Origin of the sequence: Chryseobacterium sp. CBSDS_008 (assembly GCF_049959325.1) — a bacterium.
Classification (GTDB): domain Bacteria; phylum Bacteroidota; class Bacteroidia; order Flavobacteriales; family Weeksellaceae; genus Chryseobacterium.
In genome coordinates this window covers 3091020-3105235 of sequence record NZ_CP188202.1, presented here as the reverse complement: position 1 = coordinate 3105235, position 14216 = coordinate 3091020, and the positions used below count along the sequence as shown (strand labels likewise).

Sequence of the window (14216 nt, the reverse complement as noted above, 5' to 3'; positions counted from 1 at the left end):
TTATCTTAAATGATAAAGGATTTTTTTTGGCTTATACCCAACCCAAACCGCTCAACTTAATGGGCAATGGGTAATGAGTAATGAGTAATCCAGGCTCATACATCCATCTTCTTCCAGCTTCCCGCTTCCCGCTTCCCGCCTCCAGCTTCCATTCTTTACTGGCATTATTGTACTTATTATTTTTCTTCAGTTAATAGGATTAACTCAATTATAAGTTTTGGCTACAGCCCGTTCCTGTTGAATTGTTTTTATTTTTAACCACAGATGGCACAGATTGACACAGATGATTATGCATATAATGAATATGTGGTTTGATAAAACAGGATGGTTTCGGCTAAAAGATAGGAGTATGGTTTGTTCTCATTCCATATAAATAATGTGCTGAAGATATAGAATGTGAATATTCATATCCGAAACGAAACCCAGGTTACTTTCAGGTGCTATTTAAGCCCTTAAATCCTTTATTATTGATGGAGTAGTTGTTCTTACATGAAAGACTTAACAATGCTTCAGAATCCATCTATTTAAAGCTAAAGAAAAACAAAAACCGCTTCTGCAAAGAAACGGTTCATTAATTTTATGACATTTTGATTTTTTCAATCTTACATATCACTGTTTGTGTCCGGACATTTGAAATCATCACTGCAGGTTGCACAAACAATTACTCCGTTGCAATAATACATACAGAAATCTGTTTCAGGAAGATTAGCACCTCCGGAAATGTTTTTTAATTGGCCTTTTTGTAGTTTTTTTAAATTTTTCATATTGTTTTAATTAAAAATTTATTGGTAAAGTAAAATTAAACAAAATATTTTTAATTAAACTACATGTGATAGATTAAAAAATAAAATTATATAGATTGTACATCAATTTGTTTATTTTAAATAGTTAATGATATGAATACTATTTTAAGCCGGTTTTATATGAAAGCTTATAAGCTAGGAAAATTAAAAAGCACTAAATATGAAATTTAAAGAAATGGAAACAAGAGAATTGATAACTTTTACAGGAGGAAATAACAAATGCTATGACCTTAGAGATTCACCCGTATATTCTTGTGAAGAATTTAATAATCAAGGAACGGTTCTTACAGAATGAATAGCTATACAATAGGTGTCTTATGTTTTTAATCAAAGTATATTGTAAAAGAAAAATGGCTGCCTTTATCTGAGGCAGCCATTTTCTTTTTATTTTTTTATCAATCCTAATTCGATCAATCTTTCATGCAGGAATTCTCCGGCAGTAGTATCTTCGTATAATTTTGGATTGTTTTCATCTACACAGTTCTCAAGTGCATTTAAAGACATGGCACTGATGGGATGCATAAAGAAAGGAATTGAATATCGTGAAGTGCTCCACAATTCTCTTGGCGGATTTACCACCCGGTGAATAGTAGATTTCAATTTGTTGTTGGTATGCCTTGAAAGCATATCCCCAACATTGATCATCAGCTCATCCGGTTCTGCAATCGCATCAATCCATTCTCCATTGTGATTCTGAACCTGAAGTCCTTTACCCTGCGCTCCCATTAATAGAGTAATAAGGTTGATATCCCCATGTGCAGCTGCTCTTACTGCATCATCCGGCTCTTCGGAAATTGGCGGATAGTGAATAGGTCTTAAAATAGAATTTCCCTCCGCGATTTTGTCATCGAAATAAAATTCATCTAAACCAAGATGCAATGCTAGGGCTCTCAGCACATACTGTCCTGTTTTCTCAAGCATCTGGAATGCCTCTTTACCTACTTCGTTGAATTTTGGAAGTTCATCAACGATAACGTTGTCCGGATACTCAGTTTTGTATTTTGAATCATCAGACAGATACTGTCCGAAGTGCCAAAATTCTTTTAAGTCTCCTTTTTTGAAACCTTTTGCAGTTTCTTTACCGAATCCTACATAACCTCTCTGGCCGCCAATTCCTGGAATTTCATACTTCTGTTTCGTTTCCACTGGCAGTTCAAAAAAGTTTTTTACCTCACCATACAAATCATCCACTAGGTTGTCATCAAGAAAGTGGCCTTTTAAGGCTACAAAACCAATTTCTTCATAAGCTTTTCCGATTTCATTTACAAATTTCTGTTTGCGTTCCGGGTTGTCCGAAAGGAAATCACGCAGGTCTACACTAGGTATTTTATCCATTTTTAGAAATTTACGAACAGCAAAATTACATTTTTTTTAAATTAAATGATTTTAAAATCATTATTTATAAGTTAAATTTGCTGTATGAAAAAATATTCTTCTAAGAGAAGTATCCAAATACTTGCACATCTTCTTCAGCAGTACGGAATTGCAGATATCGTAATTTCTCCGGGGTCAAGAAATGCTCCTTTGGCCATCCATTTTTCAGAGGTAGATAGTTTTAACTGCTACAGTATTGTAGACGAAAGAAGTGCTGCTTTCGTGGCAATGGGAATGGCGAAAAGTGAGAAGAAGCCGGTAGCCATTACCTGTACCAGCGGATCAGCAGTAGTTAATTATTATCCTGCCGTTACAGAAGCTTTTTATCAGAATATTCCACTCCTGGTCCTTACGGCAGACCGACCTACTGATTTTGTTGATATATTCGATGGGCAGACGATAAGACAGAAGGATGTTTTTCACCAGCATTCCTATGGTGATTTCCAGTTACTGGAAGACAGCAGGGAAAATGCAGAAGATATTAATTTTGATATCATTAAAAAAGCCATCGAGCTTTGCTTTGAAAAGCAGGGCCCGGTACATATTAATATTCCTTTGGAAGAACCTTTGTATGAATTGGTTTCAGAGCTTCCAACTTTTCCTGATGTGGAAAAAACAATTAAGCATAAAGAGTATGAAATTCCGTCCAATCTGATTGCGGAGTGGCATACTTCACAAAGAATTATGCTGTTGGTGGGAACGAGAGACTACAGTCCGGAACTGGAAAACCAATTGACACAATTGGTAAAAAACCATTCTGTTGTGGTATTAAGTGAAGCCAATTCAAATTTGCATCATGAGAAGTTTTTCAAGCATATAGACCGTTATATTTTTAATTTTACGGAAGAAGATTATAAAACATATGCCCCTGATCTGTTGATTACAGTAGGACAGAATGTGGTTTCGAAAAAAGTAAAACAATTCCTGAGAAGCGCCCGTCCGAAGCAGCACTGGCATCTGGATGAAGTATGGCAGCCGGATACTTATTTCTCTCTGACCGAAAAAATAGAAGTTAAACCTGAGGTTTTCTTCTCAAAACTGTTGAAATTTATCAATCTGGAACCCAGGCCTTATTTTAATCTCTGGGATGTTTTAAGGGATAAAAAAGATGCCAAACACGAGCAGTTTTTAAATGCCATTGAGTTCTCGGATTTTTATTTCTTCAATAAAGCATCACAAACGATTCCTGAAAATTATAATATCCATGTCAGCAATTCCTCCGGGATTAGATATGCGCAATTATTTGATTTTGGAAAGAGAAAAGTATACTGCAACAGAGGAACCAGCGGTATTGACGGTTCTACTTCTACCGCTATGGGGTTTGCCATTAAAAATGAAAATCCAACCTTACTGATAACGGGGGATTTAAGTTTCTTCTATGATATCAATGGGCTTTGGAATCAATATATTCCGCCATTTGTAAGAATTATGATCTTCAATAACGGAGAAGGAAACATCTTTAAAATTATTCCGGGGCCTGGAAATGCCAATCCTAATACACTGGATGAATTTATTGCGACAAAACACCGCAAGAACGCAGAATCTCTGGCCAAACATTTCGGGTTCTCCTATATCAGAGTAGAGGATGAGCTTACATTGGACAGGGTGATGGAGAATTTTTTCAAACCTGATGCACAGCCTAAAATCCTGGAAGTAAATACTTACGGGAAAAATAGCGCAGATGTGCTGAAATCTTATTTTGAATTTATGAAATAATCTTAAAGGTCAAGATACTCTTCATTCCCCGGCAGGTTGACAATTCTGTCGATAGGATAGATAAACATATCATCGAAATCATTCAATGCATTAATGATCTGGAAATGGGTAAATTGCTTTATATTCTGTAAAGTGATTTCCGTTTCTTTGATCTTTTTATGTTTTAAAAGATATTGTCTCTGCACTCCGTTTAAAAGATAGGTAGAAGGAGTAAACCAGTCTTTTCCTTTTAAAAATAAAAGATTGGAGAAAGAGGTATCAGTGATATGATTATTCTTCACGATAATAATTTCTTCTGCTTTGGCCTTCATTTTCATTTTATCCAGCTCCTTACGATCTTCAAACTTAAAAGAATAATCAAAGCTGTTGTTTTCTATCAGCTGAAAATCATGAATCTCGGGAATAGCATAAGGTATCATCTGTGTTCTGACCTTCTTATCAAGGTCATAGGAAATTCTTAATTTGAAAAGGCCATCTTCATCATGCTGCAGATTTTTATAAATCTTTGCCAGATCGATGGGGTCATCCTTACCAAAATGGGAGAATGTTTGATTGACACGTTTCTGATGTAAATCCAATAGAAAAACCTCCTGATCTTCTACTTTAATGCTTTCAATGAATTGGGACATAGATTTTATTTTTCATTTCCTGATATTCGTCTTCTAATTTACTCATGTGCGTTATACCGCCTCCGCTTTTGAAATAAAGCTGATCTCCTTCTTTTTCAATAAAGCGTATCATTACACAGCTGTCAACATTCCGGCCATCAAACCAGCCGCATACGCCTGTGTAATATCCTCTGTTATACCCTTCAGCATCCAGAATTATTTCCAGTGTTTTAGGTTTTGGTGCTCCTAAAATAGAGCCTGCAGGAAGCAGTTTCTGCATTATACTTCCTATTTTTCCTGTAAATTCGGGCTTTACTATTCCTGAAATTTCGGAACTCATGGCAAACAAATCTTTCTGCCGGGTTTTGATAAAATCAATCTGCTGGAAATGATCTACTTTAACTTCATCAGCCACCATACTCAGATCATTGCGGAGCAGATCTACAACAGTATAATGCTCTGCTTTTTCTTTCTTATCATTTTTCAGGATTTCTGCTGCATTTTCAACAGAAGCATCAATCGTTCCTTTCATGGGATAAGTAAGAATTTTATCATCAATGATCTTTACAAAAGTTTCAGGAGAAAAAAATACAAAAAAATCTTTATAAAAAACTTTGTACTTTGCATTTGAGTGATAAAAAATTTCTTCTAAGGTTAAATTAGTCTCTATTTTTGTTTTTCTAGTATAATTTACTAAATAAGAATTTCCTAAGCGAATATTTTCCTGAACTTTATCAAAGCCGATTTTAAAGCTTTCCAATGTTTCTGGAAATGATTTCCATACTACTTTTTTATCCGGTGTGTGTGTTGTTTTTGTGTTTGAAAACTCTTGAAAATCAATAATTAAGCCTTCTTTTTCAATTTCATGTTTCTGGTATATTTCAACATTCTCCGTAAGAAAGTCGATGACAAAAAAATAGGGAACCTTCTGAAGAGAAAGTTCGTCCATTTCCATAAATTTTTGATGATTCACTGAAAACATTCTGCAAAAATACTTATTGATGTTTACTTTTGCATAAATTTTTTATGATGCAGAACAAATATCCTCAGAAACCGGGAATAGATTTTATATTGAAGCAGGCTTTTTTTTACTGGAATAAAACCCTGGTTTTTCAGCTGATGTTTTCAATCATCTTTTTTGGAATATTGCTTACCGCGGTTATGCTTTTTGGTACGAAGTATGACATTTTCTCTTACAATAAAGAACTTGAAGAAGCCTTTCTTCAAGGTACGAAAGTTTATCTGAAAAAAATGGAAGAAATTACGGCTACTGAAAACTATCAGATGTTCACCCTGGCAATCTGGGGAACCACAGCGTTTCTGTATCCGTTGAATCTTGGGATGTTCCAAATATTCCGTAAACTTGATCTTAAAGAAAATATTGTAATAGGAGATTTATTTGCCGGTTACAATGGGCTTAACTTTTTTAAGTATGTAGGGTATTTTCTTTTCTGGTTTTTCATTTACAGATTTACTGTTCCAACCATTATTTTGGCATTGATCTGGGTTGCCGTGACATTATTTGTCGCTCCGCTCATGTTCTTTACCAATAAAAGAATTTTCGAAGCTATCTCCCTTAATTTTAAAGTGCTTAAAATGTATTTTGTGGAAATTATGGTCTGCGTAATTGTTGCTTTTTTATTCAAGTACTTAGGTTTTGTGCTGTTTTTGATAGGAGGCCTTTTCACTTTTCCTTTTTGGAATGCCATGATTTACTCACTGTATAAAACGGTCTTTTCAGAGAAAAGTTAAAATTCATTCGTGTTTAATATGATTTTTTACTAAAAAAAACTAAATTTGGTAAAATCATTAAATATTTAAACTATGTCTGAATTTAACGAATTTGATCAGCAAGGCTCTGTGCCTAACAGAGATACGGGGGCAATTATTTCTCATGCCTTTGAAATGTATAAAGGTGTTTTTGGTTACGGAATCGTAGCGATGGTCATTTATCTAATCGGAGGGTCTGTTATTCAGATGCTTACAGGATTTGATTCTGCTTCTATGGTTGAAGAGATGAAATCTTCAGGAGGCGAATTTAATTATTGGAGCGCTCCGGGCCTTCCTTTGTATATGGGGGTTTCCAGCCTTTTTGGTCTTTTATTATCTCCTTTATATGTAGGATTAATCTACATGGTGAATAAATATAATACGAAAAACCCGATTGAGTTCTCTGATCTTTTTATCGGATACCGTCAGAATTTTGTAAATATATTGATCTACAGTCTTCTTGCCGGAATTATTTCATCAGTTGCCCTGGCATTGTGTGTACTTCCAATTATTTTTGTATATCCTTTTCTTTTAATAGGATACCCGATTTTGTTATTTGAAAATGCCTCAGCTACAGATGCTCTGTCGAAATCTTTCAACATTGCTAAAGAAAACTATGGAACTTTCTTATTAACCGGATTTTTAGGATTCCTGATCTCTATAGCAGGGGTTATCCTTTGTGGAATAGGAGTTATCTTAACGGCTCCGTTTATTATGATTGTAATGTACTCTACATATTGTGCATTCTTAGGGAAGCCAAGACAGATTACGTACAGCAATAAAATTTAAAATACATGACGAATAAGGACAAACAAATAAGCAGTGTTGCGATAAAACAGATGTCGTTGCTGGCTATTATTCTTATCCTGGCGGGACTGATCTGTTTTAATCTGGCATTGTTTATTCCCTCGGTTCTGGGGGCGATTACCATTTATGTAGTCTGCAGGAAATATAATTTTTATCTGCAGGAAGAAAAAAAATGGAAACCATCTCTTGCGGCTTTTGCATTAATGTTTGCGAGTCTTATTGTTCTTATTCTTCCGGTCTATTTTATTGCTGATCTGATTATTGATAAAATGGGAAATGCCCAGGCTTATATGGCTAAGTTCAATATTTTCCTGGATAAAATTCATTCTTATATTTTCTCTAAAACAGGATTTGATATTCTGAGTAAAGAGAATATGGCGAAACTGAAAGATTCTGTAGGAAGAATTTCTACATCGGCAGTTAGTGGTACATTCAATACCCTTACTGTGGTAATGTCCATGTATTTTATGCTCTATTTTATGCTGGAAAAGCCAAGACTCTTTGAAAAAATTCTGACTTCTTCTGCACCATTGAAGCGATCCAACATTTCTTTGATTGGCGATAAAATGAGAAAACTGATTATGGCCAATGCTATCGGGATTCCGGTTGTCGCAGTAGGGCAGGGAATCGTAGCGCTTATCGGTTACCTCATTTTCGGGGCTCCCGGGGCGGTATTGCTTTTTGCATTAACGGCTGCAGCTTCAGTGATTCCTGTGGTAGGAACCGCCATTGTATATGTTCCGGTGTGTATCTTTATGATTGCTGAAGGAAATACAGGACAGGGGATAGGTTTAGCAATCTACTGTCTTGTAGTAGTAGGTCTTACCGATAATCTCCTGCGTTTTACTCTTTTAAAGAAACTGGAAAATATCCATCCACTGAATACGGTATTCGGAATCATTATGGGAATGAATCTGTTTGGCTTTATGGGGCTTATTTTTGGTCCTATTCTGATCTCATTGACTCTTCTTCTGGTTCAGGTGTACAGGAATGAATTTTCAGACGAAGATACCCCGCCGGATCTCGAATTGCCCGGGCAGGATGATATCACAGAAGTATTAATTTAATTAGATAAAAGTGGAAGGACTCAATCCCGAAATATTAAAAGAAATCTGTGTAATGAAAATGCCTTTCGGTAAATACGAAGGAACAGTTCTGGCTGATCTTCCAATCAGCTACCTGGAATGGTTCAACAGAAGCGGAATGCCAAAAGGAAAACTGGGAATGCAGCTTTCAACAGTTTACGAGATCAAATTAAACGGGCTGATGGATATTCTAGCGCCCATCAGGGCGGCTGTAAGAAACGGATTGTAAAAATTAAAATATACAAATTCAAGTATAAAGTTTCGGCGACATCGAAGATTGGACGACATATGTCTAATTAAATTTGGAATAACTTTCCGGAATTAGCTATAAAATGAAAATGATTGGCTTTACCTGTCTGGGGGTAGAACCAATCATTTTTTTATTTAAAGATCTTAAGCGTGATTACTGTTTCGTAAAAATTAAACCTTTTGTTTCAGGCAAATATATAGTTTTATCAGTTCCTTGTGGACAATCTCCTGTTGTAAAGACCATATCATCAGGCCTGTATTCCCAAGATATTTGGGTGGAATTTATTTTCTTTAAATAAATATCTCCCCAACCTACATGGCAATTTGTACCACTATAATAAAAAATTATTGTATTTAGTGTTGGGCGTGTTTTTGTACTATATAGTTCAATATTAGGAATATTATTATTTTTAGTATCCTGTAAAACCACTCCAGAAGAGTTTTTAACTATGTATTTAATTACCAAAGCATCCATATAGTAGTTTTTATTAGTTCTTTCTTCTAATTTATTTTCAATTTTCGTAATAAATAAAGTGATTTCATTTCCTTGATAATTAGCTTTATAAGTCCCAATGTATGGAGTTAACTCATTATTCAAATCTTTGACATACGCATTTTGAGGTATATTTTCCATTAGAGTATTCAAAGGAAGCTGTTGTGCTTTACATGCTACTGTACTTGCAATTAATCCTACTATTATTGCTGTTTTAAAATATATTGTTTTCATAATGTTGCTTTTTAAGGACATGGTGTAGCTGTTGTACTGCTTCCACTGCTGTCTAATGTTATATTTTGAACGGTTCCGTTATCTTCTATCTTTTGTAGATTTACTTTTCCTTCTAATCCCATTTTTTTCAATGTATCAAAAAATAATTTTTCTAATCCTTTTCTGTTTAAATCAGCTCCAAGGTAATCCACATAAGATAAGTTTTCGGATAATTCTTTTTCTCTATCCCTATAATCTTTAATTAATTTAACAAAATCATATTTAGTGTTATACAGAAACCCTGCCAGCTCCTGTGTTGTTCCACTAAAGGTGGCCATATAATTATAATACCTATAACCATCTGGACAGGTTGAACATTTTTCAGAACCAAACATTCCCATAAAACCATCTCCAATATTTCCATTAGGTTGTGCCATTGAAAAATCCAGCATCTTTACAATGTCAGGGGGAGAAAGCATTTTAATACCTGATGGAGTATGGTTGTGGTAACCTCCTTGGTATCCAGCAGTATCACCCAATTCAACTTCATGTCCTCCACCGGGGATTGTTCCTGATGTAGTTCCATCAGCTTTTATTTTAACTCCTATTTCGCTACCTATTTTAGATTGGTTTTTAAGTTCTGTAATTTTTGCCTGCACATCAGCTTTACTCAGTATATTTTTTGATTTTTCACACGGGTTCTTAGGATCCTGAGGGTTTTGTGTTTGACTTCCGCCAGCTCCTCCGTAAGTCTCGGATCCGCCACTCATTCCACCACCATTGCTTCCATAATCTACATAAGGTTGGTAATAATGATTAACAGGTCCAGTAATATCTCCATAAACATTAATTATGACGGGTAGTATATCTTCTGTTTGCTCAGGCTGTCCACCTCTTGATGCTATTGAAGGTGAATTATAAACGTTTTGAAAATTTGAAATTATACTCTGTACTTCGGGTGAATTATTTTTCAATACTATAAAATTAACCCAATCTCTTTTGGGATTCACCAATCCTACCAATACTGCATTAACTGAGCCGTCTTTTATGATTGGATAGGCAATTCCTTTTGTTGTTTCTCCGTACGTGACACTTCTAATATTAAAATAAATGTCTCCTACTTCGTTTTGGAATTTCTGTGTAAAAACTGGATTATTGTTCATGAACGTCTGAATAATTTCCTTAAAAGGTTTGTGATAACTGATGTATTCAGAGTTCTTTTGTGTGTTTTTTTGAGAGTCTAGATTGCTCTCAAACCTGCTAAATGCTTCGATTTTTTCTCTTTCAGTTCTTTTTTCTTCTTGTGTAGCTTCATCGGTCCTACACGAATTGAAAAAAAACAGCGATACTGTTACTAATAGCAGTAACCGCAAGATAAATTTTTTGTTCATCAATTTGTTATAATTTTTAAGTCGGCTAATATAATATTTTTAATTTGGTAGCATATGGTTTTCCCTATATTTTGAAATATTTTTCCACAAATTTATATATGTGGAGCGACAAAACGTGACGTATTATTTTTAGGATTAGCTTTTCTTTGTTAAAATATTTTTTAGATTTTGGATTGTCAGTTTTAGCTCTCAACCTTGCAGAAACTATAATAACGTACATGTATAGGATTTCGGCGGCATCGAAGATGCCGCCGAAATTATTTTATATCAGTTTTGTTAAGCTTTTAAAGCTGCAATTTCATCTCTCAGCTTGGCAGCTTTGATAAAGTCAAGATTTTTTGCCGCAGCTTCCATTTCTTTCTGTTTCTGCATAATCATTTTCTCAATATCCTCACTGGCATAGCTGGCTTTTGTTTCAGCAACTTTCTGAAGAATTTCTTTTTGGGTATATTTCTCGTCCGGAAAGTCTTTGCTTCTTCCGACAAGATTTTCGGAAATCTTTTTATTTAAAGCTGTTGGTTTAAGGCCGTTGTCTTCATTATATTTCATTTGCTTGGCACGGCGGTATTCCGTTTCATCCAGAGTAGCCTGCATTGATTTGGTGATCTTATCGGCGTACATAATTGCTTTCCCGTTCACATTTCTTGCGGCACGTCCTACCGTTTGTATCATTGATCTTCTGCTTCTCAGCATTCCTTCTTTATCAGCATCCAGAATGGCAACCAGTGAAACTTCAGGTAAGTCCAATCCTTCTCTCAATAAATTAACTCCAATCAATACATCAAAAAGTCCTAAACGAAGATCCTGCATGATCTGAATACGTTCCAGCGTTTCAACATCGGAATGGATATATCTCGTTCTGATTCCGAATTTGGTGAAGTATTTGGTAAGTTCTTCCGCCATTTTCTTTGTTAAAGTCGTCACCAAAACCCTTTCATCAGCATCAGATCTTTTGTGAATTTCTTCCATCAGATCGTCGATCTGGTTTAAAGTGGGTCTTACCTCAATAATCGGGTCAAGAAGTCCTGTCGGACGGATGATCTGCTCTATATAAGCTCCTCCCGTTTTTTCCAGTTCATAATCGGCAGGCGTTGCAGAAACATAAATAACCTGATTCTGCATGGCTTCGAATTCTTCAAACTTTAATGGCCTGTTATCCATGGCAGCAGGAAGCCTGAATCCGTATTCTACCAATGATTCCTTACGGCTTCGGTCACCACCATACATTGCATGGACCTGTGGAACCGTTACGTGGCTTTCATCAATCACCATCAGGAAATCTTTTGGGAAATAATCAATCAGACAGAAAGGTCTGCTTCCAGGCAGACGTCCATCCAGATATCTCGAATAGTTTTCAATTCCGGAACAATAACCCAGTTCTTTGATCATTTCAAGGTCCAGTTCTGTTCTTTCCTGAAGTCTTTTTGCCTCCAAGGGTTTTTCGATAGAATTGAAAAAGTCTACCTGTTTTACCATATCATCCTGAATCTCTCTGATAGCGCCATTCAATGTTTCTTTGGAGGTCACAAAAAGGTTGGCGGGATAAATCTGAATCTGATCAAAACCAGACTCTACATTTCCTGTAACAGGATCAAAGCTTTGGATTTTTTCAATTTCATCACCGAAGAACTGAATTCTGATCGCATTGTCAGCATAAGCAGGAAAAACATCTATTACATCTCCTTTTACACGGAATGTTCCTCTTTGGAATTCATTTAATGTTCTGGCATATAAAGCATTAACTAATGAATGGAGAAGTGCCGTTCTCGTTACTTTTTCACCGATCGCTATGGAAATTAAGGATTTATGAAATTCCGTGGGGTTTCCGATACCATAGATACATGAGACAGAGGCTACGATCAAAACGTCCCTTCTTCCTGAAAGAAGGCTGGCTGTTGCGGAAAGACGTAATTTTTCAACTTCTTCATTAATGCTCAGGTCTTTTTCAATATAAGTTCCTGTTGTGGCAATATAAGCCTCAGGCTGGTAGTAATCATAATAACTGACAAAATATTCCACGGCATTTTCCGGGAAGAATTCTTTAAACTCCATGAAGAGCTGTGCTGCCAGCGTTTTATTGTGTGCGAGAACTAAAGTCGGGCGCTGAACATTTTGTACAACATTTGCAACAGTAAAGGTTTTTCCGGAACCTGTTACCCCAAGAAGTGTTTGATATTTCTCACCGATTTCTATTCCCTCGGTAAGTTTTTCAATAGCTTGAGGCTGATCTCCGGTAGGTTTATATTCTGATTGAAGCTTAAAATCCATATAACAAAAATACAAAAGAAATTATTAGACCGTATAATGTTTTGAAGATGAATATTTTGATAATAAAATTTTAATTTGTTAAATGTTGTTGCAAAGTTTTATAAACTATGCTTCCTTGTAAAGTACATTTAATTGGCATTATTTTTCCATTCATTGTATAACACCTAATCATAATACTATGAAAATCAATCAATTTTATATCCCGGCACTGAGCCTTTTTCTTATTCTATCATCTTGCAAAGAAAATCATGCGAATGCTCAGAAGACCGGCAATGACGGAAGCGTAGAGAAAGAAAGGCCCAATTCTGACTACAAGCCGGCATTTAAAGGGCAGACAAGAATCAAGGCAGTAAAGACAGTTGCGGCTTATAATGTAGAGATATTGAATAAAGATTTGGGAAGACCTTGGGGAATTATCAATCTGCCTGACGGGAGATTTCTCATTACCGATAAGAACGGGCACATGAATGTTGTTTCAACAGATGGAAAGCAGGTTTCAAAAATAGAAGGTTTTCCAAAAGTGGATTCCAAAGGGCAGGGAGGAATGCTGGATGTTGCCCTTGATCCTGATTTCAAAACAAACAATATAATTTACTTCACTTTTTCCGAGCCGTTTGGAAAAGGAAATTTAACTTCTGTTGCGAAAGGTAAGCTCTCTGCCGATCTCAAAAATATTTCAGCAGTACAAGTGATTTTCCGGGCAGAACCTTCTTATGATGGTGATAAACATTACGGAAGCCGCCTGGCTTTTGATAAAGAGGGAAATTTATTTGTAAGTACCGGAGAAAGATCAGATAAAGTAACCCGTGTGTATGCTCAGAAAACGGATAACTATCTTGGGAAAATCCTGAAGATCACAAAAGACGGTAAGCCTGCTCCGGGAAATCCTTTTATAGGGAAACAAGGGTATAAACCGGAAATTTATGCTTACGGAGTCCGAAACCCGCAAGGAATGGCCATCGATCCCAATGGAAACCTATGGGATGTGGAAATGGGTCCACGAGGAGGAGATGAAATTAACCTGATCCAGCCGGGAAAAAATTACGGATGGGGAGATGTAACCTATGGAATTGAATATTCCGGAGATAAAGTAGGTCAGGGAATTACTCAAAAAGAAGGAACTGAACAACCGGTTTATTACTGGGATCCTGTGATCTCACCAAGCGGAATTGCTTTCTATACAGGGAATATTGATGAATGGAAAGGAAACCTGTTTATTGGATGTTTAAGTGGCGAGCATATTGACAGAATTGTAATGAAAGATAATAAAGTGGTTGGTGAAGAACGTCTTCTTGCAGATCAGAAAGAACGCTTCCGTGATGTATTAAACGGAATAGATGGCAATCTGTATGCTGTAACAGACAGTGGTAAACTTTATAAAATTTCAAAAAAATAGAAAAAGCCTACTGGTTATCAGTAGGCTTTTGTAAGGAAGCTGG

Annotated in this window: 13 protein-coding genes; 6 read left to right on the top strand and 7 right to left on the bottom strand. The window is 35.9% G+C overall.

Annotated features, from left to right (window positions below; all coding sequences use genetic code 11):
• Positions 1-602 precede the first annotated feature (602 nt).
• Positions 603-764, bottom strand: coding sequence for a bacteriocin-like protein (locus ACP3T3_RS13975; RefSeq protein WP_426476451.1), 162 nt, complete (start codon positions 762-764; stop codon positions 603-605).
• Positions 765-1187: 423 nt separating this feature from the next.
• Positions 1188-2138, bottom strand: coding sequence for an isopenicillin N synthase family dioxygenase (locus ACP3T3_RS13970; protein ID WP_426476450.1), 951 nt, complete (start codon positions 2136-2138; stop codon positions 1188-1190).
• A gap of 84 nt (positions 2139-2222) precedes the next feature.
• Here ACP3T3_RS13970 and menD point away from each other — a divergent pair, with 84 nt between their 5' ends.
• Positions 2223-3893: a 2-succinyl-5-enolpyruvyl-6-hydroxy-3-cyclohexene-1-carboxylic-acid synthase gene (menD, locus tag ACP3T3_RS13965; RefSeq protein ID WP_426476449.1), complete on the top strand. Its 1671-nt coding sequence runs from the start codon at positions 2223-2225 to the stop codon at positions 3891-3893.
• A gap of 2 nt (positions 3894-3895) precedes the next feature.
• Here the strand turns inward: menD and ACP3T3_RS13960 are convergent, their stop codons facing one another.
• Positions 3896-4522, bottom strand: coding sequence for an aminotransferase class IV (locus tag ACP3T3_RS13960; protein WP_426476448.1), 627 nt, complete (start codon positions 4520-4522; stop codon positions 3896-3898).
• Positions 4506-5483, bottom strand: coding sequence for an aminodeoxychorismate synthase component I (locus ACP3T3_RS13955; protein ID WP_426476447.1), 978 nt, complete (start codon positions 5481-5483; stop codon positions 4506-4508). The genes ACP3T3_RS13960 and ACP3T3_RS13955 overlap by 17 nt, the downstream gene beginning before the upstream one ends.
• Positions 5484-5527: 44 nt before the next feature.
• Here ACP3T3_RS13955 and ACP3T3_RS13950 point away from each other — a divergent pair, with 44 nt between their 5' ends.
• The 4 genes from ACP3T3_RS13950 (at position 5528) to ACP3T3_RS13935 (ending at position 8392) form a co-directional block, all read left to right on the top strand.
• A complete protein-coding gene (locus tag ACP3T3_RS13950) occupies positions 5528-6253 on the top strand; it encodes a hypothetical protein (protein ID WP_426476446.1) in 726 nt (241 codons plus the stop codon).
• Between the two features lie 72 nt (positions 6254-6325).
• Positions 6326-7060 carry a beta-carotene 15,15'-monooxygenase gene (locus ACP3T3_RS13945; protein ID WP_426476445.1) on the top strand — a complete coding sequence of 245 codons (735 nt, stop codon included), beginning with the start codon at positions 6326-6328 and terminating at the stop codon, positions 7058-7060.
• 5 nt (positions 7061-7065) lie between these two features.
• Positions 7066-8145, top strand: a complete 1080-nt coding sequence (locus ACP3T3_RS13940; RefSeq protein WP_426476444.1) for an AI-2E family transporter — start codon at positions 7066-7068, stop codon at positions 8143-8145.
• Positions 8146-8197: 52 nt separating this feature from the next.
• Positions 8198-8392: a DUF3820 family protein gene (locus tag ACP3T3_RS13935; RefSeq protein ID WP_426479974.1), complete on the top strand. Its 195-nt coding sequence runs from the start codon at positions 8198-8200 to the stop codon at positions 8390-8392.
• A 174-nt stretch (positions 8393-8566) separates the two neighbouring features.
• Here ACP3T3_RS13935 and ACP3T3_RS13930 read toward each other — a convergent pair whose 3' ends face one another.
• The 3 genes from ACP3T3_RS13930 to uvrB form a co-directional block, all read right to left on the bottom strand.
• The gene (locus ACP3T3_RS13930; RefSeq protein WP_426476443.1) at positions 8567-9139 is read right to left on the bottom strand and encodes a DUF6705 family protein; all 573 of its coding nucleotides are present in this window, start codon (positions 9137-9139) and stop codon (positions 8567-8569) included.
• Positions 9140-9150: 11 nt separating this feature from the next.
• A complete protein-coding gene (locus ACP3T3_RS13925) occupies positions 9151-10509 on the bottom strand; it encodes a hypothetical protein (protein WP_426476442.1) in 1359 nt (452 codons plus the stop codon).
• A gap of 276 nt (positions 10510-10785) precedes the next feature.
• Positions 10786-12777 (bottom strand): excinuclease ABC subunit UvrB, encoded by a 1992-nt coding sequence (uvrB, locus tag ACP3T3_RS13920; RefSeq protein WP_426476441.1) that lies wholly within the window; start codon positions 12775-12777, stop codon positions 10786-10788.
• A 178-nt stretch (positions 12778-12955) separates the two neighbouring features.
• Here uvrB and ACP3T3_RS13915 point away from each other — a divergent pair, with 178 nt between their 5' ends.
• Entirely contained in the window at positions 12956-14173 is a 1218-nt protein-coding gene (locus ACP3T3_RS13915) for a PQQ-dependent sugar dehydrogenase (protein ID WP_426476440.1), read from the top strand.
• Positions 14174-14216 lie beyond the last annotated feature (43 nt).